At 64.6% G+C, this 26,004-nt stretch carries 19 protein-coding genes; 11 read left to right on the top strand and 8 right to left on the bottom strand.

Annotated features, from left to right (window positions below; genetic code table 11):
* The first annotated feature begins 32 nt into the window (after positions 1–32).
* Positions 33–2,063, top strand: coding sequence for a serine hydrolase (locus HNQ39_RS11640; RefSeq protein ID WP_184195741.1), 2,031 nt, complete (start codon positions 33–35; stop codon positions 2,061–2,063).
* Positions 2,064–2,208: 145 nt separating this feature from the next.
* On the opposite strand, the gene HNQ39_RS11645 is transcribed toward HNQ39_RS11640, so the two are convergent.
* Entirely contained in the window at positions 2,209–3,126 is a 918-nt protein-coding gene (locus tag HNQ39_RS11645) for a S1/P1 nuclease (protein ID WP_184195744.1), read from the bottom strand.
* 39 nt (positions 3,127–3,165) lie between these two features.
* Between HNQ39_RS11645 and HNQ39_RS30565 the strand changes: the two genes are divergently transcribed.
* From HNQ39_RS30565 to tnpA, 3 genes are all read left to right on the top strand, one after another.
* The gene (locus HNQ39_RS30565; RefSeq protein ID WP_184195747.1) at positions 3,166–4,914 is read left to right on the top strand and encodes an SIR2 family protein; all 1,749 of its coding nucleotides are present in this window, start codon (positions 3,166–3,168) and stop codon (positions 4,912–4,914) included.
* A 10-nt stretch (positions 4,915–4,924) separates the two neighbouring features.
* Complete coding sequence (locus HNQ39_RS11655) at positions 4,925–5,278, top strand: nucleotide pyrophosphohydrolase (protein ID WP_184195750.1); 354 nt, start codon at positions 4,925–4,927, stop codon at positions 5,276–5,278.
* A gap of 153 nt (positions 5,279–5,431) precedes the next feature.
* Positions 5,432–5,857, top strand: coding sequence for an IS200/IS605 family transposase (gene tnpA / locus HNQ39_RS11660; RefSeq protein WP_184195753.1), 426 nt, complete (start codon positions 5,432–5,434; stop codon positions 5,855–5,857).
* 124 nt (positions 5,858–5,981) lie between these two features.
* Here the strand turns inward: tnpA and HNQ39_RS11665 are convergent, their stop codons facing one another.
* Positions 5,982–6,425 carry a cupin domain-containing protein gene (locus HNQ39_RS11665; protein ID WP_184195756.1) on the bottom strand — a complete coding sequence of 148 codons (444 nt, stop codon included), beginning with the start codon at positions 6,423–6,425 and terminating at the stop codon, positions 5,982–5,984.
* A 42-nt stretch (positions 6,426–6,467) separates the two neighbouring features.
* Between HNQ39_RS11665 and HNQ39_RS11670 the strand changes: the two genes are divergently transcribed.
* The gene (locus HNQ39_RS11670) at positions 6,468–7,520 is read left to right on the top strand and encodes a multiheme c-type cytochrome (RefSeq protein WP_184195759.1); all 1,053 of its coding nucleotides are present in this window, start codon (positions 6,468–6,470) and stop codon (positions 7,518–7,520) included.
* An 85-nt stretch (positions 7,521–7,605) separates the two neighbouring features.
* Positions 7,606–9,447, top strand: coding sequence for a thioredoxin domain-containing protein (locus HNQ39_RS11675; RefSeq protein ID WP_184195762.1), 1,842 nt, complete (start codon positions 7,606–7,608; stop codon positions 9,445–9,447).
* Positions 9,448–9,498: 51 nt separating this feature from the next.
* Here the strand turns inward: HNQ39_RS11675 and HNQ39_RS11680 are convergent, their stop codons facing one another.
* Positions 9,499–12,588: an AAA-like domain-containing protein gene (locus HNQ39_RS11680; protein ID WP_184195765.1), complete on the bottom strand. Its 3,090-nt coding sequence runs from the start codon at positions 12,586–12,588 to the stop codon at positions 9,499–9,501.
* A gap of 110 nt (positions 12,589–12,698) precedes the next feature.
* Between HNQ39_RS11680 and HNQ39_RS11685 the strand changes: the two genes are divergently transcribed.
* The gene (locus tag HNQ39_RS11685) at positions 12,699–13,085 is read left to right on the top strand and encodes a hypothetical protein (protein ID WP_184195768.1); all 387 of its coding nucleotides are present in this window, start codon (positions 12,699–12,701) and stop codon (positions 13,083–13,085) included.
* A gap of 21 nt (positions 13,086–13,106) precedes the next feature.
* Here HNQ39_RS11685 and HNQ39_RS11690 read toward each other — a convergent pair whose 3' ends face one another.
* Positions 13,107–14,555 (bottom strand): AAA-like domain-containing protein, encoded by a 1,449-nt coding sequence (locus HNQ39_RS11690; protein ID WP_184195771.1) that lies wholly within the window; start codon positions 14,553–14,555, stop codon positions 13,107–13,109.
* A 124-nt stretch (positions 14,556–14,679) separates the two neighbouring features.
* On the opposite strand from HNQ39_RS11690, the gene HNQ39_RS11695 reads away from it, so the two are divergent.
* Together HNQ39_RS11695 and HNQ39_RS11700 are read left to right on the top strand one after the other, a co-directional pair.
* A complete protein-coding gene (locus HNQ39_RS11695; protein ID WP_184195774.1) occupies positions 14,680–15,549 on the top strand; it encodes a PEP-CTERM sorting domain-containing protein in 870 nt (289 codons plus the stop codon).
* Between the two features lie 93 nt (positions 15,550–15,642).
* Positions 15,643–19,113, top strand: coding sequence for a PSD1 and planctomycete cytochrome C domain-containing protein (locus tag HNQ39_RS11700; RefSeq protein WP_184195777.1), 3,471 nt, complete (start codon positions 15,643–15,645; stop codon positions 19,111–19,113).
* On the opposite strand, the gene HNQ39_RS11705 is transcribed toward HNQ39_RS11700, so the two are convergent.
* Positions 19,110–19,784, bottom strand: coding sequence for a PEP-CTERM sorting domain-containing protein (locus HNQ39_RS11705; RefSeq protein WP_184195781.1), 675 nt, complete (start codon positions 19,782–19,784; stop codon positions 19,110–19,112). The genes HNQ39_RS11700 and HNQ39_RS11705 overlap by 4 nt on opposite strands.
* A gap of 155 nt (positions 19,785–19,939) precedes the next feature.
* Between HNQ39_RS11705 and HNQ39_RS11710 the strand changes: the two genes are divergently transcribed.
* Positions 19,940–21,328, top strand: a complete 1,389-nt coding sequence (locus tag HNQ39_RS11710) for a DUF1501 domain-containing protein (RefSeq protein WP_184195784.1) — start codon at positions 19,940–19,942, stop codon at positions 21,326–21,328.
* Here the strand turns inward: HNQ39_RS11710 and HNQ39_RS11715 are convergent.
* From HNQ39_RS11715 to xylB, 3 genes are read right to left on the bottom strand one after another with little or no spacing between them, the layout of a single operon-like run.
* A complete protein-coding gene (locus tag HNQ39_RS11715) occupies positions 21,325–21,780 on the bottom strand; it encodes a nuclear transport factor 2 family protein (RefSeq protein ID WP_184195787.1) in 456 nt (151 codons plus the stop codon). The genes HNQ39_RS11710 and HNQ39_RS11715 overlap by 4 nt on opposite strands.
* A 6-nt stretch (positions 21,781–21,786) precedes the next feature.
* A complete protein-coding gene (locus HNQ39_RS11720; protein ID WP_184195790.1) occupies positions 21,787–22,809 on the bottom strand; it encodes a Cif family virulence factor in 1,023 nt (340 codons plus the stop codon).
* A gap of 23 nt (positions 22,810–22,832) precedes the next feature.
* Positions 22,833–24,326, bottom strand: a complete 1,494-nt coding sequence (gene xylB, locus HNQ39_RS11725; protein ID WP_184195793.1) for a xylulokinase — start codon at positions 24,324–24,326, stop codon at positions 22,833–22,835.
* Between the two features lie 83 nt (positions 24,327–24,409).
* On the opposite strand from xylB, the gene HNQ39_RS11730 reads away from it, so the two are divergent.
* A complete protein-coding gene (locus tag HNQ39_RS11730) occupies positions 24,410–25,948 on the top strand; it encodes a UxaA family hydrolase (RefSeq protein ID WP_184195796.1) in 1,539 nt (512 codons plus the stop codon).
* Positions 25,949–26,004: the final 56 nt, after the last annotated feature.

Consider the following 26,004-nt stretch of genomic DNA (forward strand, 5'->3'; position numbering starts at 1 on the left):
ACCAATCGTCTCTGAGCGCGATCTTAAAGGCGATGAAACGCTACTTTCTTGCCTCGCTGTTTGCGCTCACGCTCCCCGCGCTTGCCTCCGCCCAGACCCCCTCCGAGTTTGCCGCTCTGGAGAAACAGGTGGAGGCAGCGCGGGTGAAGTATAAGATTCCCGGGCTCTCGCTGGGGGTGCTGAGGGACGGCAAGCTGGTCTACACACACGGCTTTGGGCTGCGCGATGTGGCCAAAAAGCTCCCCGCCACCCCCGAGACCCTCTACTGTATCGGCTCGTCCACCAAGGCATTTACCGCCACCGCGGTGCTCATGGCCGTGGATGCGGGCAAGGTCAAGCTCAGCGAGCGCCCCGTGACCTACCTGCCCTACTTCAAGCTCCGCGACCCCGAGACCAACGCCAAGCTCACGGTCTCCGACCTGCTCTGCCACAGCTCGGGCCTGCCGCGCACCGACTTTTTGATGCTGGCGGGCGAGGGAACCCTCAGCCGCAAAGAGCTCATCCAGGCGGTGGGAGCCGCCAAGCCCACGGCGAAGCTGGGGGAGAAGTTCCAGTACCAGAACCTCATGTTCGCCGCCGCCGGTGAGGTCGCGGCCACGGCGTTTGGGATGCCCTACGAGAAAGTGATCGAGCAGAAGATCTTCGCGCCGCTCGGGATGACCCGAAGCACGCTCTCGGTCGCCAAGGCCCTCGCCGATAAGGACCACGCCACGGGCTACGACCCCGCCTCGCAGAAGCCACTCCCCTGGCGCGATATCACCGCCACCGCTCCCGCCGGCGCGATCAACTCGTCGGTGGTGGACATGGCCAAGTGGGTAGAGGCGCTCCTAAGCGAGGCCAAGCCGCTCCTGAGCCCGGAGAGCTACGCAGCCATGACCCAGAAGCATATCTCCATGAGCCCGACGGTGGACTACGGCTACGGCTGGTTCCTGGACAAGTGGAAGGGGGCGTCTGTGGTTGAGCACGGTGGCAATATCGATGGTTTCAACGCCGAGGTCGCCTTTGTCCCCGAGAAAAAATGGGGCTTGGTGATGCTCAGCAATGTCAGCCAGAGCCCCATGGCACGCGAGATCCAAGAGCTGGTCTGGCGGAGCTTGAGTGGGGAGAAGCCTCAGGAGGAGAAGCCCGCAGCCGAGCCCAGCAAGCCCGCGACCCCGCCCACCGTGCCCAGCAAGGACGAAGCCGGGAGCTACACGAGCACGACTCCCTCTGTTACCTTCAAGGTTGGCTTTGAGAAAGACCACCTGGTGCTCACGGTGCCCGGTCAGCCGCCCTACGCCATGCAACACGTGACGGGCCGTGTCTACCGCCTCACGCCGCCGCTGCCCGAGACATTCAAGGCGACGTTCGATGAGAAGGGACTGACCTGGGAGCAGCCCGGGGTGAAGCTGGTGCTGGCACGGGTGAAAGAGAACACCTATGTCGCGCCACTCACGGTAGATGCTCTGCTGGAGAAGATGCTCACGGCGGCGGGCGGACGAGCGGCGTGGAGCAAGCACAAGAGCCGTGTGGACACGGTGGCCGTGGACTTTGAGAACCAGGGGATGCAGGCGGCCGGCGAGGCCTACGCCGCTCAGGGGCGCCAGGCGCAGCGGCTTAGTATTCTGGCGGTGGGCAAGAAGATTGGGACCTTGTCCGCAGGCTACGATGGCAAGGGCCCGTGGATCAGTGCGAGCTTTCTTCCGCCGCAGGAGATTCCGCCCAGTGAGCGCGCCCGCGCCGAGGCCGATCTCTCGCTTGGGCTACTGGAGCCGCGCAAGCTCTTTGCGACAATCGAGCTTACCGGCACCGAGAAGGTGGGCGGTGAGGAGTGCTATGTTCTCCTAAAGACCACCAAGTCTGGCGAGCGCCTGACCGAGTATGTCTCCACCAAGAGCTTCCTCATCCTACGCCGCGACACCGAAGGCCCCGAGCTCTACTCGGACTTTCGGCCCAGTGGTGGGGTGATCGTCCCCCACAAGACCGTTCAGAAGAACCCCTCCATGGGCGATATCGCCATCACCATAAAGAGCACCCGCTGGGATGTCCCTATCGACCCGAAGGTCTTCAACAAGCCCAAGTAGCCGCCGCTTGAAACCGGCGTCTGCAATGGCGTCGTTCCTCCGCCGCAAAGCCCGGGTACCCTCCGGGTGCGGGCTACCCAATTCCTCAGCCCGGCACGGGCTTCGTGGCCGCAGGCCATTGCTGACGCCCAATTCGATTGGGCGGCTACTTCACGTTGGCGCGGAGCCAGTCGGCCATGCGGTAGCCGGCGAGGGTTCCGCGCTGCTTGCCCACCCGGCCACGCTCCTGGGAGTAGCCGGCCGGGAGGACGATACCGTTGTTTTTATTGGGTCCGCTCTGGAGCGCGCCATTGAGATAGACCACGCTCTTGGCGAGCGTGGCGCTCTCGGCGATCCAGGTCTCGGGCTTTTGCTCACGCAGGGTGGAGAAGCTGGCGCGCGGGTTGTCGGCGCGGAGTGTCAGGGCGAGGTTGTTGAGCTGGCGCAGGTTGTAGCTGGTGGTGATGGCCTCGTCCCAGATAAAGTGGAGCTTCTGGGTCGCGCCGCCCTCGGAGAAGCGGACATAGAAGATATTGCCGCCCAGGTCGCCGGCGTTGCCCTGGAAGCGCTGGCTAAAGAGGGAGACCGCGTGCAGGGGCTGATGCGAGTCGCCGATCTGGTGGAGAATCCAGCACAGCGCGATTGCCCGCTGAACCTTACCCTCTGCGCTCTCCGGGGCGGTCCTGAGCTCCTGCACCCGCTCGGCGAACGAGGTCACCAGGTTGTTGGGCTTGGCCGGCTTGGTGGGGCTGCCATCGAAGACCAGCGGCGTGTTGATGTAGTGCCACTCGCCCTTCTGCCCGGAATGGCCATCGTCGGAGTCGTCGGGCCAGCGCGCCGCCAGCATCAGGAGCACCTCCGCCTCGGGGACCCCCGCCGCCGCGCCTTCGTCTACTTGCGGCTTCCACTGGGTGGCGTAGTCCGGGTGCTCGCGCAGGATCGCCACGAGCTTGCCGATCAGCGCCGTGTCGGACTTGAGATCGTGGTAGGCGACCGCGGCCGTGGTCATGTGACCGGGCTTGTTCCAGGCGGCGGCGGGGAGGGTAAGAGCAGCCAGGCAGAGCAGGCTAAGAGAGAGCTTCATACAGCGTTTGTATCGCAGTCAGCGCGGTATAACAACAGAGTGACGGACAACGCGATCTTACTCACCCAGGGCGACCTCACCCAGCTGGGCTGCGAGGCGCTGGTGCTTCCGATGGACCGCCAGGGGCTAGAGAGCCGGTTTCGCGGGCGCCTCCACCGGGCCGTGACCGAGATTCCGGGATTTCGCGACGACTACCGCCATGCCTACCAGGCGTTTCTAGCCCATAAAAACCAAGAGTGGCTCGAGATTGGTGACACCTTCTGGGTGCCACTGCGCCGCACCGAGCCACCCTATGGAATTGTCTGTGTGGCCGCGGCGGGCGGGCACTCCCACGCACAGCACGCCGCCCTCGCGGCGGCGGCGGCGATCCGCTGCGCTGCGCCCAAGCTCGAGTCGCGCCGCACGGCCAAGAAGCCGACCCTGACTATCGCGCTCCCTGCGCTCTTGCTAGGCGGTGGGGGAGGGCGCTGGGACGAGCACAAGGTCGCGGAGGCGCAGCTGGAGGCGGCGCGGAGTGCCCTGCAGGACTTCCCCGGAGTCGATGCCGTCTTCGTGCTCTACACCCCCAACGACTACCGGCTCTTTAGCGATGCCCGCCAGCGTATCGGGGCAGCTCCCACGCTGCCGGACACGCTCACCGCCGCCATCCCCGAGCTCGCCACAGCGATCACCGCCGATGAGAGCGCGCTCTTTGTGGGAGCGGGAGTCTCTGAGGGCGCGGGGCTCCCGGGCTACAAGGCGGTTATCGCCGCGATGGCAAGAGAGCTGGGGATCACCGCGGTGGGCGACGATCAAGAGAGTGCCTTGGAGATCGCGCAGTGGTACCGGAACCACCACGGCGTGGCGCACTCCGCGCGGGTTCAGCAGCTCCTCCTGCGCCTGCTGGACCGCCCCGAGCTTCTGCCGTCGCTGAGCCACTACCTCCTGCTGGGCCTGCCGATTCGCCATATTCTCACCACAAACTACGACGACCTCTTGGAGCGCACCCTGACCCACCTGCGCCGCTTTCCGGTCACCGTGGCCCAGGCACGCGATATCCCGCAGACCGGGGGGCGGGGGGTCTACACGGTCAAGCTCCACGGCGACCTGGCCCACGGCGACTGGAGCGGGGACTACGACGATGTGGTGCTCAGCCGGGACGACTACGACGATTTCTTCGACCGGCGTCCGCTCATGGCCTCGCTCCTGGAGGGGCTCTTGCTCAACCGGACCTTTCTGTTTGTGGGCTACAGCCTGCGCGATCCTAACTTCCGCCTGATCTTCAACAAGCTCGACCGCCAGCTCCGCGAGGCGCGCCGCCCCGCCTATGTCCTGACCTTTGACGAGCCCAGTGAGCACCAGCGCACCTACTGGGAGCGCAAGAATGTCCGCCTGCTCTCGGTGGCTTCGGGCACACCGGAGCGGACACTCTGGCTCTTTCTAGACCAGCTGGCGGCGCAGGTGCAGGGGACCCAGCGCCTGACGCTGAGCCCGGATAGGGCCGAGCCGACACGCGCGGCGCAGCCCTTGCTCCAGGCTCTCCTGCAGGTGGGCGAGCAGCTTCGGAACCTGGATATCGAGTCGCTCACCCCCGACGAAGCCCGGGTGGCGGCGGCGGCACTCGCCACGCTCGCGGAGGAAGGCTGGCGCTCCCCGACCTACCTACCCTTGCCCAAGCTCTGGCAGCGCCTCGCGGCCCGTGCGACTCCCGCGGATCGTCCCCGCCTGCTCCAGCAAGCCCTGCGCTACACCGAGAGCAAGGAGCTGGCCGAAGTAATCCTCACCGAGCTCAAAGAAAGCCCCTCCTAACGGAAACCCCATGACCAAGCCCGACCTCACCGACCTGACGGCACAGATTGTCGCCTTCCGCGATGCCCGCGACTGGGCGCAGTTCCACAACCCCAAGGACCTGGCGCTCTCCCTCTCGCTGGAGGTGGGAGAGGTCCTAGAGCACATGCAGTGGACCAACGGTGATGCCCTCACCACCCGTCTCACCGAGCGCCGGGAGGCCGTCGGCGAGGAGCTCGCCGATGTACTCTACTACACGCTCCTGCTGGCCCACGACCTCGGAGTTGATTTGGAGACCGCATTTGCCGCGAAGATGGCACGCAATGCGGAGAAGTATCCGGTGGAGAAAGCGCGCGGGAGCTCGAAGAAGTACACGGAGCTGTGATCGCCCCTCGTTTGGATCGCCCCCGTTGGAGGGGGGCGTCTTGCTGTCCTCGTGCCTCGGACACGAAGGCCTTCGGCCATGGGAAGTTTATGGGGCTGAAAATATTTTTCGTGATTTTTGTCAGATTTGGCGGTGCTCACCCGTTATAGGGGCGTGAAAGAAGACTCTCGGTCCCAGCGCCGTAATATGCTGGTTCTCGCTCTCCATCTCGTCTGGGCCACGCATGAGCGTCGCCCTCTGATCACCGACGATATCGAGCGTGTGGTCTACCATGCGATCTCTGCCGAAGCGACTCAGCTCGGCTGTGAAGTTCTCGCCATCGGTGGGATTGCAGACCATGTGCACCTCGTCGTGACAATCCCCAGCACGCTAAGCATTGCCAAGCTCATGAACCAGATCAAGGGGAGCTCCTCCTCGACCATCCGCAACCACGTTGGCCCTGGTCGGTTCTTCGCATGGGAGCCGGGCTATGCCGCGTTCTCCCTAAGCCCAGAGCATGTCTGTGCGGCAAAGGCCTATGTTCTCAAACAGAAAGAACACCACGCCAACCACACCACGTTCGACGACGAAGAAATCTAACCCCCTACACACTCCCTATAATTCTGTATGGGCGGAGCCCTTCGTGTCGGAGCCTGCGACGACAGCAAGACGCCCCCGTTCATGGGGGCGATAAACGATGGGGGCGATCTAAATGACGGGAACTCTACGGCTTCTCCGTGCACTGGGGCGCGGCGCCCTCGGGGAGGGCGGGGACATCGATCCCGGCGCGGGGGAGGGTGCCTTCGAGCTCCTGCTTCCAGTGGGCCACATCGCCGGCGGGGCCGTAGGCGTAGATCATGACCATCGGCGTGGAGCCGGTGTTGGTGAGCTGGTGGAAGACGGTCGGGGGGATGTAGACACACTGCCCACCCTTGACCGCCTGGCGCTCGTCGCCCAGGCACATCTCGCCCTCGCCCTCGACAATGAAGTACACTTCCTCTTGCTCCTGGTTGTGCCAGGGCACCTGGCCGCCGTTTGGCTCCAGCACCACGTAGCCAAGGGCAAAGTTCTCACACTGAACCGGGGATGCCCCTCCCACCAGGTTTCGTGTCCAGCGCCGGGCGGGGTAGCGTCGCCCGGCGATTTCGTTTAAGTCTGCGATATTCATGGCAAATAGGATACCGCATGAGCTACACTCAGGGCACTTGCCATGAGAAACGCGCTCCGTGGGCTCTGCTGCCTTCTTTTCCCGCTTGTGCTACTCGCGATGGTGGCGTGCGCGCCGGAGAAAAAGCCCCCTGTGGCGCTCCCCCCGGAGGCGAACTTCTCCGTCTATGTCGGCAACGCCGCCTGCCAGCCCTGCCACGCCGCGGAGTTTGAGAGCCACCAGAAGACCCGGCACATGAGCACGCTCCACGATGCGACTCTCGCCGCGCTGGGGCCGCTCGCCCCCGCACTTGGGGCGATTCCGGGAGGGCTGACTCTGGTGCAAGAGGGCGAGAAGCTGGCGGTGGCGCTGGCGATCACCAAAAAGACCATCCCCCTGGAGCTGGTGCTGGGCTCGGGGAAGACCGGGATGACCTTCCTCGCGCTCTTTGAGGCGGGGAGTGCGGAGAGCTACCAGAGCTACTTCCCGATCCAGAAGACCTGGCACACGACACCGGGGCAGCAGGGGCTCGCGCCGGGTGGCCTGGGGCGCCCCTACGACGAGTCCACGACCCGACACTGCTTGGGTTGCCACACGGCAACGCTGCCGACAAACTCTCTCAAGCCGGAACCGAAGTTCTATGGGGTCGGCTGCGAGTCCTGCCACGGGCCGGGGAGCCGCCATGTCGCCGCCAAGCAGCAGGGGCGTGTCACCGACGACTCCCGGCTACGGCAGTTCGATGCCAAGAGTGGCGCGGCGGTCAATGAGCTCTGTGGGCGCTGTCACCGCACCGCGGCCGAGCTGGCGACCATGGACCCCCGTGAGCGCGACAGCACCCAGCGCTTCCAGCCCTTTGGCCTCTCGCTGAGCAAGTGCTTTACAGAGAGCAAGGACAAGCTCACCTGCCTGACCTGCCACAACCCGCACGAAGATGCGTCCACGGACACCAAGCACTACGAGGCGGTCTGTCTCTCGTGCCACGCTGCGCCGAAAAAAGAGTGCCCGGTGAACCCGAAAGAGAAGTGTGTCTCCTGCCACATGCCGACGCGGCCGATCTTTCCGGGGAGCCCGCTGCCCAATGCGATGGCGGATCACTTTATTAAAATCCGGCGCTAGCGGCGACGTGGTATACTCTCTCGTTGGGGGAGCGTTCGCCCATGGGCCGCGCTCCCTAAAATTTTGACTAAACGGAATGTAAATTATGAGTCAAGTGGAGTGGCGCACCTGGGGTGAAGAGGCATTTGCCGAGGCCCGTGCGCAGGATAAGCCCGTTCTGCTCTCGATCACCGCAACCTGGTGCCAGTACTGCGCCGCGATGGACGAGAACACCTATGGCAACGAAGCCCTCGCCCAGTACATCAACGACAATGTCATCCCCGTTCGCGTGGACTCCGACAAGCGTCCTGATGTCAACGCCCGCTACACGCAGGGTGGCTGGCCGACCACCTGTGTCCTAACCGGAGAGGGAGATATCCTCTGGGGCGGCACGAGTGTCCCGCCCGATGGCATGGCCCAGCTCCTGCCGCAGGTGCTCAACTCCTACCGCCACGAGAAGGCCGGGATCGCCCAGCATGTCGCCGGGCAGCGCGAGCAGATCCGCCAGCAGCACGCCGCCCCGCCGTTCGATCCCAACCTGCCTGTCGATCCCAATATCCCCTTTGGCGTGCTCTTGGGCGCAAAGTTTGAGTTCGACTTCGCCTTTGGTGGCTTCGGGCACAACGGCCAGAAGTTCCCCCAGAACGAGGTCACCGAGCTGGTGATGGAGCAGTACTCCCGTACCCTCCGCGCCGGGACCCCCGATGCCGACCTCAAGCTGATCTTGGAGCGTACCTTCAAGGGAATCGCCGAGGGCGGGCTGGTCGATGAGGGCACGGGCGGGTTCTTCCGCTACGCCCAGACACCCGACTGGCGCAACCCCCAGGTCGAGAAGCTGCTCGAGGACAACGCCGCGCTCGTGCGCCTCTTCTGCCGCGGCTACAACCTGCTGGGCGAGGAGTCCCTCAAGGCCGCGGCCAAGAAGGGCCTCGACTACCTGCGCACCCAGCTCTGGTTCGAGGACCTTGGCGTCTTTGGTGGCTCGCAGTTTGCCGATGGGGAGTACTACGCCCAGCCGCTGGAAGAGCGCGCCGAGTGGAACCCGCCTGCGGTCGATGAGACTATCCTGACAGGGGCCAATGCCGTTGCGGTCCGTGCGCTTGTGGCGTGGTGGCAGGCGACCGGCGAGACCGAGGCGCTGGCCCAGGCCTGCCGCGTGATGGACTACCTACTGGCCAACCTGGTCGATGAGAGCGGCTGCCCGACCCACTTCCAAGCCGCCGAGGGCGAAGATGTCGGGGAGATCCCGACCGGGATGCTCTCGGATGCGGCCGATCTGGTGGCGGCAGGGCTAGACCTCTACGAAGCCGGGCAGGGCGTGAAGTACCTGGACCGCGCCGAAGAGATCGCCAACTGGAGCCGGGCCAACCTGGAGTCGGCGGAGTCCGGTGGGCTCTACGATGCCCCGGTGCGCCCCAATGCTCTAGGGAACCTCAAGGTCGGGACCCGTGATGTCGCCGACAACATGCTCCTAGCCGACTCGCTCCTGCGCCTCTTCTTGGCCACCGGCGAGACCGAGCACGCCCAGCTCGCCCAGCGCATCCTCCAGTCCTTCCAGCCCGCGGCCCCGAACATGGGCTTCTTTGGAGCCAGTATGGCCCTCGCGATCGAGCGTGCGGTCCTGCCGCCGGTCCTGGTGCATGTCCTTGGGGGCGCGAGCGATCCGCGGACCCAGGCGCTCCTGCTGGCCGCCCACAAGCCCTACCGCCACGAGAAGTTTGTCCAGCCGCTCGACCCGGCCAACGAGGACGACGCGGCGCATATCGAGAACCTGGGCTACCCGGTTCCCGAGCAGCCGACCGCGCATATCATGGTCGCCACCGAGGCCCTCGCGCCCACCGTGGACCCCGAGGTGCTGATCGAGACGATCCAGAACGCGGCTGCCTCGCTCGTGGGGATGCCCGATCTGAGTGCTCTGGTCGGGGGAGATGAGACCCCCGAGGCCTAGGCCCACTCTCGCCCGGAAAGGCCCCGCACGGCAGCGCTGTGTGGGGCTTTTCTATTTTGGGGGCTGCGTGAGGGGAATCTTCTCGGTGAGGCCGTTTTCACGGATAAAGCTGGCCTGGTCTTTTTCCCAGCGCACACGGGCGCTGGGGCTTGCCTGGACAATGGTACGCCACACACGCGTCTGCAGTTTCGTATCCCAGACCTCCGCGCAGCTAGTATCGTGGATCGCGACATAGCGGCCCTCTGGGCTCCAGCTGAGAGAGAGGCGCGAGCTCTGGAGGACACGCCGCGTCTCCAAATCGAGCACCACGCTGCTTTCCAGAGGACTGTCGAGCCAACCTAGCCAGGTGTAGCTGTCCTTGGCCACCTGCTCATCCCGTAGGCCATTGTTTGTCGAGTGAACCCGTAGCACGGGGGAGGGGTTTCTGGGCGGGATGCTCCAGAGGGAGAGCGTGCTGCTTGTCCCGAGGATCGCGACCTGGGGCTGTGTGGGGGAGAGGGTAAAGCTACGGCTATTGCGAAAGCGGGCCGTGACGATGCGCCTCTCCGTCTTGCTCCAGAGAACCACGGGATCGCCGAGAGTCTGTGCTAGGACGCGGTCGCTATCGGGGAGCCAGGCGACTTGCTGAACGAAGTGCTGTGGAGGAAAGAGGCTGTAGGGGCCGTCGGCGGGACGACCACTGCGGGGCTCCCAGAGCAAGAGGCTGCCTGCCTCGTCCCCCACGGCCAGGGTCTTGCCATCGGGGCTGAAGCTCCCACAGCGGGTGATGGGATTGGTCGTGACCATGAGGGGAGAGACCGCCCGCCCCGTCTCCAGGTTGTAGAGGCAGGCATTGCCCGTTCCATCCGTGTAGTGCCCGATCACTGCGATCACGCCGGGGGTTGGGGTGGGGACAAACTGGTAGGCCCAGTCGGGGCCGGCGGCCTTGTTCTGCGCGGTGGAGAAGGCGCGGGTCATCTGCCCTGTGGCGACACGGGCGATATTGCAGACATAGCCATAGGCCCCAAAGGCGAGCTCGGTCTCTTGGGGGTTGCTAAAGCGTGCCACATGAGCGTAGGGAATCTTGGTACTCTTCTCCGCCGTCCAGCGTCCCCCCATGTCATCGTCCCAGACACGGCTGATCTCGTTTCCGGTACGCGTGTCCCAGACCACGCACCCACCCTGACCACTGGAGATCAGCTTCGTGCCCTCACGGCTGGGGGCAAGGTCCAGGATCGGGGCGTGCTGCACCGTGTGGACCAGGGCTCTGGTGGGCGCTCCCTTTCCCCAGAGGTGAATGCGACTATCGTTCCCCCCCGATGCCAGCCGGTTCCCCGAGAGAAACGCGAGCGCCGTGACTCCCGCTCCGTGGAAGTAGGCGGGGCTAAGGGGCTTGCCTGTGACGCTCTCAAATACCTGGACCCAGCCATTCTCGGTTCCCACCGCAAGCTTGCTCCCATCCGACGAGTAGAGCGCTGTGGAGGGAGTTCCACGACAGACAATCTTGCGTCGCAGACGAGGCGCACAGGCGGTGATCGTCTGCTGGCAGAACTGCGCGAGCTGTGCCTGCTCGGGGGAGAGCCTACCCTGCTGCAGGGCTGCTGTGAGATGCTCCGCCGCCGCCTCGGTCTCGGCGTTGCCGAGCGCCCGCAGTGCCAGCGCCAGCTCGACGCGGCCGAGGTTGGTCTGTGCCGCGACCGTGGCACGATCTGCCCGGCCCCGTGCGGTCTTCTCCGCGACGAGAGCTGCCTCACGGTCCTTGAGAGCGCTCTCTTTTGCCTGAAGGGCGGCCTCTTTCTCGCGCAGCGCCTGCTCCTTCTCGGCGAGGGCACGGGCGCGCTCTTGGGCGAGCCGCTCCGCACGGGCCTGATTTTTCTGGGCGAGCGTGCGGTTCTGCTCGGAGGTTTTCTGGGCACGCAGGGCGCTCCCAGCCTCACGGTCGGCCCGCTGTGCGGCTTCGTCGGCGCGGCGGGCACTGAGCAGCGCCCAGGCGGTGAGCCCACCCATGGCGGCCAGAACCCCGCCCGCCAGGGCTCCCGTCCGTAGGGCACCGCGCCGGAACGCGGCACGCTGGCGGCGCAGCTCTCCGTCGGGGAGGTTCTCCCGCACCCAGACAAGGTCAAAGACATGGGCGTAGATCCGGTTGCGAACCGCCAGGGTGCCCTCGGGCTGGGAGCGGACAATCCCCGCGAGGTGGAGCGTGTCGCACAAGGGCGATGTGGGATCGTCGGCGACCCGCTGCCCGCCCCGCACCTTGCCATAGAGCTCCAGCAGGGCCGCACGGTCGTCCTCCCCCCGGAGCAGGCGCGTGGCCACAAAGGCCAGGTTGTCGTCGCTCTCCCGGGCCGCGTGGGTAAAAAAGAGGCTCGTCACTGCCTCGTCCACGCTCCCGCCCGTCTCCAAAAGCCGCGCACAGAGCCGCTGGGTGAGGTAGGGGTGCCCGCCGGTCCAGTGGAGGACACGCGCCAGAGCTGTACTCCCACCGGGAAGGCTGGCCGCCAGCGGGGCCGCATCGGTGAGGGTGAAGTCCGTGAGGGTGATCTTCTTGCCGATATTGAACGGCGACACCAAGGGGTTTGCGATGAGCTGGTTGGGAGTCGCCACTCCTACCAAACAAAACGTCAGCCGCGCCAGCTCTGCCCGCTCGGCACGGCGGTTGTAGAGCGCACGGATTCCCACAAAGAACTCGTCCACCGAGAAGGGCAGTAGCCGCACCGCGTCGATCTCGTCCACAAACACCGTCAGCCCCCGCTCGCCTGCTGCGGGGAGCGCGACCTGCTCCAGCACATGGAAGAAGCGCTGCGCCGCCCCAAGCTGGCTCCGTGCGGCAAACGCCGTCTCCAGAGTCTCCTCCAGCTCGGGGCGCTTCAAAAAACGGGCAAGCTGCTCGGCGAGCTGCAGGAGCAGGCCATCGTACCAGGCGTCGGGCGTGAGGTTAAAGCCGCCCGCCGTGATGTCTAAGACCACGCTCGTGACGCCGCGCTCCCGCAGGGCATGGGCCGTGCGGATCATCAGGCTCGACTTGCCGACCTGGCGCGTGTTGAGGACGTAGCAAAACGCCCCGCCTTGCAGTGCCTCCAGAAGCTCACTATCCGCGCTTCGTGCGATATAGCTCCGCGCATCGGCAGAGAGTGTCCCCCCCGTCACAAAGAACGGTGCCAAGTTGTCTCGTGCGTCGTTGATAAGGCGATTATACCGACTCTCTACAAGAGCGCTCTTATCTGAAAAACGCTGTGGTATAGTTTCCCAAAATCCTTATGGCAAATATACTTATGACACTCGCACTCCCGATAACTTGCCCCCTGTGTGGAATGCAACTCGCGATGAATCCGAAGGCTATTGGCATGGGAGCAGGATCATGGGAGGTTCAGTGTACAGAATGTTGGCAAGCCTGTGAAGGCGTGAGTGGTTATGATTCTCGTACTGCGTTAGCCTACAAGCAGCTCTCAGAGCTTCGGGAGCAATTCGTTAACACAGGAGATATCACATTGGTTGAAGACGATATTCTTAAACTCGCCCATGATTATGATGTGACATTTCAAGACCGCCATTGCGATTGTGGGGCACCATTCTCCATCGCCGCTAAGCCTCGCTGTCCTGTTTGTAGTGCCATTGTCTTCAATAGCTATTTTCACTACGTATTTACACCAGATGTGTGATGTGATGCCTCAGGGGGGCACTTATGGCTCTGCGTTCCTGAGGAGCCAGTCGCGGTAGAGGCGGCAGCGGAAGCGGGCCTCGCTTGACGAGTCTCCGGCGAGGAGGCCGGCGGCGCGGAGGCGGTAGAAGGGCTCTTGGCTGAGGGTTTGCTTGCCCTCTAGCAGGCTCTGGATCGCGGCGCTCTGGCCGGGGCTGCGCTGCAAAGACGCACTCAGGCGGCGCAGGTGGCCGCCAAAGAGCCCCTCGGGGTTGAGCGCTTGGGCAAGCAGCTCGGCCAGCGGGAGGCCGTCGGAGAGGGCGTGGAAGGCGAGGTGGTTTAAGTAGGGTTGCCCCCCAATCCACTCGCGTAGCGCCAGGAGCTGGTCGGAGCTAACCAAGGGAGAGCCAAAGCGCCGGTTGAGCTCGGCGGTGTCCTCCAGCGTGAAGTCCGAGAGAGTCAGCCGCGTTCCCACGTTGAAGGGCGACTGGTGCAGGTCGGTGAGGAAGAGCTGCGCCTCGGTGGCGTAGGCGATCACGAGGGTCAGCCCGCTCCAGGGGCCATCGGGCTCCAGCGAGCGGCGGTTATGCCAGGAGCGGAAGAGCCGGAAGAGATCAGGGCCAAAGGGGAGCTCAAAGAGCCGGTCTACCTCGTCGAGTGCCCAGACAACCGAGGTCCCACGCGGCTCCAGCACCGCGCGACGGACAAAGCGCTCTAGGTTCATCGCGGGGCTGCGCGCCTCGCTCCAGAGCGCCTCAGGGGACTCGTCTACGCCCAGCTCATCGGCGAGCGAGGTGGCCAGCGCCCGGAAAAAGGCCGTGGCATCGGTCTCGGGGAGGGTGGCCAGATCGGTGAGCGCGACCCGTGCGCGGCTCTGGCGGGCGGCCTGAGCCCCCCGCGCCAGCAGGCTGGTCTTGCCCACCTCATGCGCCCCCTTGAGCAAGATAATGGAGTCGGTGCGGCGCAGCGCATCCCGCAGAGCACCGTCGGTCGCCCGCTCGATATAGTAGCTCGCCTCCAAGGGAACCGCGCCCCCAGGGACGATCCGGCGGGTCTCTGTAAGGGTGGGAGCGCTCTTGGCCGAGCCCAGCCCCAGCGCCTTGAGCCGCTCGCGCTCGGCAATCACAAAGTCGTCGTAGAAGCCCGCTAGGAGCTGGTCGGGGTCGAAGCTACGGCCCGTCTCCAGGGCAAGCGCGAGGTCGGTGGTGACGTGCTCCGGGAGGAGCTGGACATAGGTGCGGTCGGTGGTCAGCGCCTCACCCAGGCTGGTGCGCAGGGCATTGAGCGCGACATTGAGGCTATTGCGTCCACTGACCGGCTCGACCTCGGGCCAGAAGAGCTCGGCCAGAACCTCACGGGGCTGGGGGACGCCCGGGCAGAGCGCCAGATAGCCCAGGAGGGCCGCCGCCTTACGGGTGGGGAAGTGCTCGACACGGCTACCGTCGCGAAAGACAATAGCCGGGCGACCGAGAAGCTCGATATGAACCGACATGGTTGCCTTAAATTTTAACTCTTGCCTTAATTATTCCTTCTTGAAATTTAAGCCTGACCCCGCTTGCGATTTATGTTGTTTTTAAGAGCCAGGGTCTATCTTGCTTGTTCAGGAGGATACTTCCATGATAACTCGTCTCGCACTACGCTCTACACTCGCTACCCTCGTGGCACTCAGCGCCACCCTTGCACAGGCACAGACCATTTTTTCTACGGGCTTTGAAGCCCCCGGCTATAGCGCCACCGCGACCTCGACGGTCTTTAACCCCTACACGGGAGGGACGTTTACCACAAGCCCGGGGGCGATCCACAACGCGGGCTGGGAGACGCTCTTCACCCCAGGGACGAACGCCCAGCAGGCGGTCAACTACCCCAATGCCCTCAATGCCAGTCAGATACAGACAGCGACTGTGCGCACCGGGAGCCAGGCGCTCCGGAGCGATGGTGCCGTCGCGCAGCAGACGATCTTTGGTACCGCGACCGGTATCGGCGTGAGTACCAGCACGGGAATCCTCGACCTGAGCTTCGACATGCTGGTGACAGCCCCGAGCGCCCAGACCGGCCAGTGGGGCCTCAGTGTCTTCGATCAGGGGTTGCGTGAAATTGCGAGCCTGGGCTTCTATGGAGGGTTCCTGGTTGGGGGAAGCGGCGCCACTACCTATGGACTCGCCTCGCCAACAGCGGTGGGCTACAACAACTGGGCAAACTATGGCCTACGGGTAAACTTCTCCGCCAAGACCATGAGTATCTTGCTCAATGGAACTCCCATAAGTACTCTCCAAAACCTCCCGCTTCGCAACGATATCAACTTTACGGCACGAACGGGATACCTTGGGCTTGGAGGACAGGCTCCGCTGGGAGCTGCCTATACCACAACCCCCGAGCGCGCCTTCTTCGACAATGTCACCGCGAGCACCGCACCCGAGCCGGGGACACTCGCCTTGCTCAGCCTCGGGGGAACCCTGGTGGTTTTACGCCGTCGGCGCACTCGCTAAGTGTGCCCCGAAGAGCCCCGTGCGGACCCGCGCGGGGCTTTTTCTTTTCCACAGGAGGAATGCCGCGCTCCCTGTCGAACCCCTACTCTTAAGATGAAACGAGAGCTAGCGGGATTGCTCGCCTTGACAGGGCTTGTCACAGCGGCGGCACTGGCGCAGTCCAAACCCAAGAGCGCGGCACCGGACTTCAACCGCGAGGTGCGGCCCATCCTTGCCAACTACTGCCTGAAGTGCCACGGCCCCGACGACAAGCACCGTGAGGCGGGGCTACGGCTGGATCAGTCACCGGGAGCGGCGAAGCTCAAAGAGGTGCTGGCGCGCATCAGCAAGCCCGCGGGCGATGCGCTCCAGATGCCGCCTTCCCACACCAACAAGCCGCTCTCCGCCGCGCAAAAGAGCATCCTCCAGCGCTGGGTGGCCAGCGGTGCCAAGTACGAGAAGCACTGGGCGTTTGTTTCCCCCCTCACCCCCGCCCGGCGGGGGGACACGATCGATTCGCTGGTCTCGGCGCGCCTCAAGCCGCGGGGGCTGGCGCTCCAGCCGGAGGCCGACCGCTACACGCTGATCCGGCGCGTGAGCCTGGACTTGACCGGTCTGCCACCGACCCTCGACGAGACCGAGGCCTTTGTTAAAGACACGCGCCCCGATGCCTATGAAAAACTCGTGGACCGGCTGCTGGCAAGCCCGCACTACGGGGAGCGCTGGGCGCGCAAGTGGCTCGATCTGGCACGCTACGCCGACACCAATGGCTACGAAAAAGACAAGCCGCGGACAATCTGGCCGTGGCGGGACTGGGTGATCAAGGCCCTCAACAACGATATGCCCTTCGATCAGTTCACGATCAAGCAGCTCGCGGGGGATTTATTGCCCGGTGCGACCCTCGATGACAAGATCGCCACAGGGTTCCACCGCAACACGATGCTCAACGAAGAGGGGGGGATCGACCCGCTGGAGTTTCGCTACTACGCCATGGTGGACCGCATGGCCACGACCGGGGCGACCTGGCTGGGGCTGACGATCCAGTGCGCGCAGTGCCACACCCACAAGTACGACCCGATCACCCACAAAGAGTACTACCAGCTCATGGCGTTCTTAGACAACACCGAGGAGCCCGAGCTGGATGTGGTGACACCCGAGCTGGCCAAGAAGCGCACCGAGGTCGAGAAGACGATCGCGGAGCGGGAGGCGACCCTGGCGGAGAGCTGGCCGCTGGCGCTGCCCCTGCGCTGGAGCACGCCGGCTGTTGGCGAGGTCAAGGTGGCATCGGGGGCCAAGCCCGAGGTGCGCCCCGATGGCGCGGTCTTTGTCTCGGGGACGAACCCCGACAAAGACACCTACACGCTGACTCTCGCCGGTGGTGCCGAGCCCGTCTCGGCGCTTCGCCTGGAGGCCCTCACCGACCCGGCGCTGGGGGGGATGGGGCCGGGACGCACGGCGCACGGGAACTTTGTGCTCACCGAGCTCGAGGTCAAGGCCGACGGCAAGCCGGTGAAGCTCGTACGCGGCGAGCACGACTTCGCACAAGACGGCTTCTCGGCGCAGGCGGCGCTCGATGGCAAGCCCAACACGGGCTGGGCGATTGCGGGCACGGGCAACTGGAACGTGAACCGCACGGCGACCTTCTCTCTCGCCAAGCCGACTGCGGCGAAGACATGGACCGTCACCCTGCGGCAAGACTACGGCGGTCAGCACACCCTAGGGAAGTTCCGCCTGAGCCTTGCTACCCCCCAGCCCGACTCCGACCCACGCCCCGTGGAGACGCGCCGTAAAGAGGCCTTTGAGCGCGCCTTTGCCACCTGGAAAGCCACCCAGCAGGCCGGCGCGGTGCGCTGGGAGGTGGTCAAGCCGGTCAAGGCGAGCTCCAACCTGCCTCTGCTCACCATTCAGCCCGATGGCATTGTCTACGTGAGCGGCGATGGCACCAAGCGCGATGTCTACGACATCCAGCTGGCCAGCCTGCCCAAGGGAGTTACGGGGGTGCGCCTCGAAGCCCTCCCCGATGACCGCCTACCCAGCCACGGCCCCGGGCGGGTCGCCTACGAAGGGCCGCACGGCGATTTTCACCTGAGCACTCTTACTCCGAGCGCGGGGAAGCTGGTCAAGGGAGTCTCCAATGTCGGCAATGCGCAGAACGCACTCGACACCAACCCCCAGACCGGCTGGAATATCAACGGCTCCCAAGGTAAGCCTAGTGTCGCGGTCTTTAGCTTTGAGAAGCCGCTGGAGACCGACACGCTCGCGCTGACGATGGTCTTTGAGCAGTACTACGCTGCCGGCCTGGGCAAGTTCCGCCTCTCGGTGACAACGGACAGCCCCCCTGCCCCAAAAAATGGCGGAGGCGGCGGATTTCTCGCGCTCCTGCCCGCACTGGAAGACGCGCTGGCACGCAACGACGATGCGGCGCTCCGCACGCAGTTTGTCCGTGTCGCTCCCGAGCTTGCCAGCGCCCGCACGGAGCTGGAGAGCCTGCGCCGCTCGCTGCCGCAGCCCCCGACCACGCTTGTCTTTATCGAGCGCCCGAAAGAGAACCCCCGCGCGACGTTTATCCACAATCGCGGTGAGTTCCTCCAGCCCACCGAGAAGGTAAGCGCCGCAGTCCCCGCCCTCTTTAGCCCCTTGCCTTTAGGTGAGGGGTTGGGGAGAGGTGGTCGCCTGGCCTTTGCCCGCTGGCTGGTCTCACCGGAGAACCCGCTGACCGCGCGGGTGATTGTCAACCGGGCGTGGGCGGCCTTCTTTGGCAAGGGGATCGTCAAGACCACCGAGGACTTTGGCTACCAGGGGACACCACCCACCCACCCCGAGCTGCTGGACAACCTCGCGGTGGAGTTTATGCGCAGTGGCTGGAGCCAGAAGACACTCCACAAGCGCATCGTGATGAGCCAGACCTATCGGCAGTCGTCGAAGGTGACACCCCAGTCCCTGGCAAAGGACCCGGAGAACCTCTGGCTCTCGCGCGGGCCACGGGTGCGCCTGGACGCGGAGCTCGTGCGCGACTCCGCGCTCACCGCCTGCGGCCTGCTCTCGCCCAAGCTCGGGGGGGCCAGTGTCTTCCCGCCCCAGCCGCCCAGTGTCACCACCGAGGGAGCCTACGGCGCGCTCGCCTGGAATGTCAGCACGGGGGAGGACCGCTACCGGCGGGGGCTCTACACCTTCGCCAAGCGCACCGCGCCCTATGCGATGTTCCAGACCTTCGATGGCCCCAGCGGCGAGGCCTGTGTCGCCCGCCGCGACATCAGCAACACACCGCTCCAGGCCCTCACCCTCCTCAACGACACGGTCTTTATGGAGGCCGCACAGGCACTGGGCAAGCACATGGCAAGCGAGCCCGGCCTGCTCGAAACCCGTGTCGCCCGGCTGTTTCGCCGCGTCGTCACCCGCCCGCCCAGCTGGGACGAGCTCACGGCCCTGACGGCGTTTTATGAGAAGCAAGAGAGGCGCTTTGCCAGTGGCGAGCTCAGCGCCAAGGCGCTCTGTGGCACCGACACAGCAACGCCCGAGCAGGCCGCGTGGACGGCGCTGGCTCGGGCGGTACTGAACCTCGATGAGGCGATTGTCAAGCGCTAGCTGGCACGGCGGCGGCGGGCGATAAGCACGCCCGGCATAATGCCCAGACCCAGGAGCGCAAGCGTCCCCGGCTCGGGAGCGGAGCTCCCCGCGGCAAGCGTAAACGTTATATCGTCCACGCCCACCCAGTCGTTGAAGTCGCCGGGGGTGATGATCACCTTGGTCGCGTTCGTCAGGCCCGCGAGGCTGAGGCGCTGGGTACCGGTTAAGGAGGCCGCGATCAAGCCAATCTGGGTATTGCTGGCATTGTAGGCGAAGATACGGGTGGATGCGGGTGTGGAGATACCCGTAAACGTCGCGCTAAACGACGTGATCGGGGTCGCAAAGCTGATCGTGAAGACCGGATCACCATTCTCACCTAACCAGCCGTTGAAGCTACGCAGGAGGTTGCCAGAGGGGGGAGTAAAGCCGTTGGCGGCACCAAATCCCCCAATATCTGTTCCTGTGGCGGAGACTGCGGTCAGGTCGGTGTTGGTTGCCCAGGCACCGTTCGGCCCAAGTGCGGTGGGGAGCCCGCCTGCGCTAAAAGTCGCACCCGTGGTAGCGGTGAACTGGTTGCTTACGATTGTTCCGATCGCGAGGGAATCGAAGTTGATGGTGTGAGTCTGAGCAAGGGCGGCACCCGAGAGGGTGAGGGAGAGAGCGAGAGTGCTAACAAGACGAGAGCGCATGGTTCAGATTCCTATCCTAAGTTTGCCTGTGTAGAGGTACGGATGCAGACAAGATGGATCATCATACCCAGTAAATATAATGTGTATGGACTATAGCAGAAAATATATTTTTTTGGGGTAGGCATGGTGTTATCATAGTGCTAGGATTTTAAACGATGAACGAACGGAATCTACGTATCACGCGGCGGCACTTCTTCGAGGAGTGCGGGGTGGGGGTGGGCAAGCTCGCGCTGGCGGGGCTGCTGACGAGCGAGTTACCCCGCTCGGCGGGGGCTAGGGAGCTGGCTCGCCCAAAGGCTAAGCACGTCATTCACTTGTTCATGGCGGGCGCTCCCTCACAGCTCGATCTTTTTGACTACAAGCCCGCGCTCGTCAAGCTGGAAGGCCAGCCCCTGCCACCGTCGGTGTACAAAGACCAGCGCTATGCCTTTATCCGCGCCGATGCCGCCGTGCTGGGGCCGCGCTTTAAGTTTGAGAAACACGGGCAGTGTGGCATGGAGCTCTCGGAGCTACTGCCGCACCTGGGGAGTGTTGCCGATGATATTTGTCTGGTAAAGAGTGTCAGCACCGATCAGTTCAACCACGCCCCTGCGCAGATCTTCTGGAACACTGGAAACGGCCAGCCGGGGCGACCGGCGATGGGCTCGTGGGTGGTCTATGGCCTGGGGGCGGGGGCGAAGAACCTCCCGGACTTTGTGGTGATGAGCACGGGAGCGGGTATCTCCGGCGGGGCAGCCAACTGGTCGAGCGGGTTCCTGCCGACCAAGTACGCGGGGGTGCGCCTGCGCAACTCGGGCGATCCTATTCTCGATGTGAGCAGCCCGGCGGGCGTGGATGCACGGCTCCAGCGCGAGACCCTGGACCTTCTGGGGAATCTGAACCGCCGCGACTCCGACCCCGAGATCGCATCGCGGATCGCCAGCTACGAGCTTGCCTTTCAGCTACAGACCTCCGCGCCCGACCTGATGGACCTGAAATCCGAGAGCAAGGAGACCCTGGCGCTGTACGGCTGCGACCCGGACAAGCCCAGCTTTGCACGCTCCTGCCTGCTGGCACGGCGCATGATCGAGCGGGGCGTGCGCTTTGTCAATATCTACCACGAGGGCTGGGACGCCCACTCCGATGTGGCAGGGACGAGCCGCAATAAGTGCCGCGAGACCGACCAGGCATCGGCGGCGCTGGTCAAAGACCTCAAGCAGCGCGGCCTGCTCGACGAGACCCTGGTAGTCTGGGGTGGGGAGTTTGGGCGGACGCCCATGGTGGAGAACAACCCCGCACTGGGCCGCTCCCTGGGCCGCGACCACCACCCACAAGCCTACACCATGTGGCTCGCAGGCGGCGGAATCAAGGGCGGGTTAACCCATGGCGCAACCGATGAGCTCGGCTTCCATGTGGCCCAGAACAAGGTCCATGTCCATGACCTCCAGGCCACGATCTTACACTGCCTGGGCCTCGATCACGAGAAGCTCACCTACCGCTACGCCGGCCGGGACTTCCGCCTCACGGATGTCCACGGCCAGGTAGTTAAGGAGATTCTGAGCTAGTTACCCGGCTTGTTGCTCTTGATCTTGCTGGTCAGGAGCTTGTTCTGGGTGCGGAGCCACTGGCCGCCTTTCTTAATCCAGGTGTCCTCACTGGTCGCCTCGGACTCCTGGGTGCCCTTGCCCACGACAACAACCGCATCTTGGGTGGTGACGGTCGCGCTATCGCCCTTGACCACGCACTTGGTGATCTTGGTGGTGATGGTGTAGGACTTGATACTGGCAAAGACCTGGGTGAGCTGCGGCTTGATCTGCGCGGTCGTGCGCTTGTCTCCCTTGAGGCCAATGGCGACAAACTCGGGGGCATTGATCGCCACCGAGCCGTCCACATCTTTCTTGGCCGCGGCGGCAGAGCGCTTATCGTACTGGGCCTGGATCGCCTTCTGGGCATCGTCGGCGCGTGCGGAAGGGACGAGAGCCGCGAGGGCGGCAAGGACGAGAATTCCGTTTTTCATACTCATTTATTGGTTTCCTGAGATCTTTTTTGCACTTTTGGGAGTTTTTTCTTTCTGGACATAGTCGACGCGCTCGCCATTCTCAAAGCCCTCGACCGTGAAGCTCTCCCAGCGGCGTAGGCACCACAGGCCCGGTGCCTTGGTCCAGGTGAGCACCAGGCTCGCGATTGTCAGGTGGTCCTCCGCGGGCTCGTCGGGGAGTTTGAGGGTGAAGCGCAGGGACTGCTCCACCTCCAGGACCAGCTCACCGCTCTCCTGAAGCTCCGCGCCGGTGAGGTAGTAGCGTACCTGCTCATTGGAGACATACTCGTGCCCCTGGCTCATCTTCTCCAGATAGGTCTGGCGCGACTCCGGGTCTTTTCCCAGGCGAATAAAGGCAAACTCGGGCGCGAGGTGGTCCTGAAAGAGGCGGAAGTCCTTGCGCTCCTCGGCGGCGGCGAGCTCCTCCAGAGTCGGGAAGAGCCGCTTAACAATTTCCTGCGCAGCGGGAGCCTTGACACGCCTCTCCAGCTCACTCAGGCCGGGAGGGGCCAGGAGGCGCGGCTTCTCGGTGAGGCTCTCCTCGATCACCCGCGCTCGGGCGAGACGCCAGCCCTTGCTGTCTTGCACAAAGCGGTAGCGGCAGCGGCGGTAGCCCACCCCCGTGATCTCTAGCCACTCATGCGCGATCGTGACGAGCCGGAGGGTCTCGTAGGTCTCGACCAGCGCGGCACCGCTCTCGAGCTTGAGACTATCGAGCTGGGTCTTCTGCTCCGCGGTCTTGGCCGCGCTTAATTGCTTCTGGAGCGCGGCCTTGAGGGTCTCGGTGGGGACGACATCCTGAAGCGTGTCGGTGTGGACATAGTCAGGCGTGCAGACCGCCAGGTAGGCTGTGGTATCGCGCGCGCCAAACGCCCGGTCCCGCTCGGCGAGCACGGCCAGGATCGCGGTGCGCGCCGCCGTACTCGCGGACGAGGGCGGCGGCGCGGGCTTTTTCTGTGCCCAGGCACTGCTACTGAGAAACAACAAGAGAATCGCAAGACGCCACATGGGCAAGGCTCCTACAGAGAGAGTTAGAGAGGCAGGCGAGCGACCTGCGCAAACGATTCCTGCAGCGCCGGGTAGAGGGCGCGGTAGGTGGGATAGTAGCGGTTGTAGACCGCCGACTGGGTGGCATCGGGCTCGGCGCCGGGGCGCGTGGAGACAGTCGCGGCGCAGGCCTCGGGGACACTGGCGTAGGCACCGGTTCCCACCGCCGCCAGGAGCGCCGCCCCAAGGGCCGGGCCTTCGTCGATGGTGAGCAGCACGTGCTTCTTCTCGATCACATCGGCCATGAGCTGGAGCCAGAACGGGGATTTGGCCCCCCCGCCCGATGCCCGAATCTCGCTGACGGGGACTCCCATCTCGGCAAAGAGGGTGAAGAGGTCCTTGAAGGCATAGCTCACCCCTTCGAGCACCGCGCCCTTGGTCGAGCGCAGGGTTGCGCCAAAGAAGACCCCACGGGCATCGGGGTCGAAGTAGGGGTTGCGCTCGCCCGCGAGGTAGGGAAGGTAGAGCAGGCCCTCGCAGCCCGCCGGGGCGGTCGCCGCGCCTGCGGTGATGTCGTTGTAGCTCGTGCCGGCGGCAAACGTATCGCGGTACCAGCGGAGCGAGCCGCCCGCCGAGATCACGCAGCCCATCTGCCCCCAGGTGCCCGGAACGGCGTGGCAGAAGGTCTGGACTCGCATCTGTGGGTCGATTGCGGCGGTATCGGAGTGGGCAAAGACCACACCACTGGTGCCTAGCGACGAGACCACTTGCCCGGTGCTGACCACGCCGCAGCCCACTGCGCCCGCTGCCTGATCGCCGCCGCCCCCGACCACGGGCGTACCTGCCTTGAGACCGGTCAGTGCCGCTGCCTCCGCCGAGATCACCCCGGTCTGCTCCGGCGACTCGACCACGCGGGGAAGCCACTCACTGGGAATCCCGAGCTTTGCCAGTGCCTCTTTCGACCAGGTGCGCTTTCGGACATCAAAAAGCGAGGTCCCCGATGCATCACTGACCTCGGCAGCGAGCTCGCCCGTGAGCTTGAAGCGGATGTAGTCCTTGGGCAGGAGCACTTGGGCCACTTTCTCGTAGACCGCGGGCTCGTTCTTGCGCAGCCAGACAATCTTGGGCGCGGTGAAGCTGGTAAAGACCGGCTGGCCCAGGATCTCAAAGCAGCCTTCTGCGCCGCCCAGTGCCTCGGTGATCTCGGCACACTCCGCGCCGGTGCGGGAGTCGCACCAGAGCAGGGCGGGCCGCAGGACCTTCAGGCTCTTGTCCAAGAACACCGAGCCGTGCATCTGCCCGGTCAGCCCGACCCCGGCGACCTCCGCGCCGCTCTTTCCCGCCTTGGCGAGCACGCCCTGAATGGCCTTGACCGCCGCCTCCCACCAGTCCGTGTCCGGGTGCTGCTCCGCCCACTGCGGGCGCGGGGTGGAGAGCCCGTACTCCTGCAAGTCCGAGGCGAGGAGCCTCCCGCTTTCGTCGATCAAGACGGCCTTCGTGCCGCTGGTGCCAGTGTCGAGTCCAAGATAGAGAGCCATAGTTGAAATTTCTTTTCTTCAGAATGTTACCAAATTCCTTCTCAGGAAGGAGCAAGCCAGGTGTCCGGCGAACCTGAGAGCCTATGGAAGCCCGCGCTCTTAAGATTCACCCCGACGACGATGTCGCCGTTTTGCTCTCTCCCGCCATTGCCGCGGGCACACGGATTCGTGTCGGAGGGGAGGACTACCTCACCGACCAGGCCATTCCCTCCGGCCACAAGATCGCGCTGCACGCTCTGGCGGCGGGGGAGGTGGTGCGCAAGTACGGCCAGCCCTTCGCCCGCACGACCGAGGCCGTGCCGGCGGGGTACTGGCTCCACACCCACAACGCCAAGACCATGCTCGGGGCCAACGAGGCCTACACCTACACTCCTTACACCCCCTCTCGTCCCGACGAAGGAGGAAAAGAGCGAGAGGGGGCAGGGGGAGTGCAAACCTTCAACGGCTTTCTGCGAGCCGACGGAAAAGTGGGGATTCGCAACGAGCTGTGGGTGCTCTGCACCGTGGGCTGCATCAACAAGATGGCCGAGACGGTCGCGCGAGAAGCACACGCGCGGCTCGCGGGCAAGAACGGGATCGATGGGGTCTATGCCTTCACGCACCCCTACGGCTGCGCCCAGCTCGGTGGCGACCTCCAGCAGACCCGGCGGCTGATCGCGGCGCTGGCGGCACACCCCAACTGCGCGGGCGTCTTGCTCATGGGCCTGGGTTGCGAGAACAACGCCCTCATGGACCAAGTCGCCGCGTTCCGTGTGGCCGACATGTCCCGCGTGCGCTACTTCTCCGCCCAGGAGGTCAGCGACGAGATCGAGGAGGGCGTCCGCCTGCTCTCCGAGCTCGCTGAGCGCGCTTCTCAGGATGTCCGCACGCCCCAGCCGCTCTCCAAGCTCGTCCTTGGGATGAAGTGCGGCGGCTCCGATGGCTTCTCCGGCCTCACCGCCAACCCGCTTGTCGGGGTGCTCTCCGACCGCCTCGCCGCCGCGGGGGGCGTGAGCGTCCTGACCGAAGTCCCCGAGATGTTCGGCGCGGAGAAACTCCTCATGCAGCGCGCCGCGGATGAGCCGACCTTTCACGCTATCGAGCGCATGATCAACGACTTCAAGGACTACTTCCGCAAGTACAACGAGCCGATCTCCGAGAACCCCGCGCCGGGCAATAAAGCGGGCGGGATCACGACTCTTGAAGAGAAGTCCCTCGGCTGCATCCAGAAAGGCGGCGCGACCGCGCCCATCGCCCACGTCCTTGGCTACGGCGAGCCGCTGCCCGCCGATCCCAAGCCCGGAATCGCCCTTGCCTACGGCCCCGGCAGCGATGTGGTCTCTTGTACCACCCTCGCGGGAACGGGGGCGCAGCTCGTGCTCTTCACCACGGGCCGCGGGACACCCTTTGGCACCTGCGCCCCGACCTTTAAGATCGCTACCAACTCGGGCCTCGCCACTCGCAAGCCCGGCTGGATCGACTTCGACGCCGGCCGCTTGGTCGAGGAGGGCGTCCCCCTCGAAACCCTCGCCGATGAATTACTCGCACTCGTCGTCCAAGCCGCCTCGGGCGAGTACCAGACCAAGGCCGAGCGCAACGGCTGCCGTGAGATCGCGCTCTTCAAGGACGGCGTAATTAACTAGCCCCTCATGAACGAGGGGCGCTCGCTTCGCTGCTGGCGCAAGCGCCAAAAAGTCGC

The sequence above is a fragment of the Armatimonas rosea genome, from assembly GCF_014202505.1.
Lineage (GTDB): Bacteria > Armatimonadota > Armatimonadia > Armatimonadales > Armatimonadaceae > Armatimonas > Armatimonas rosea.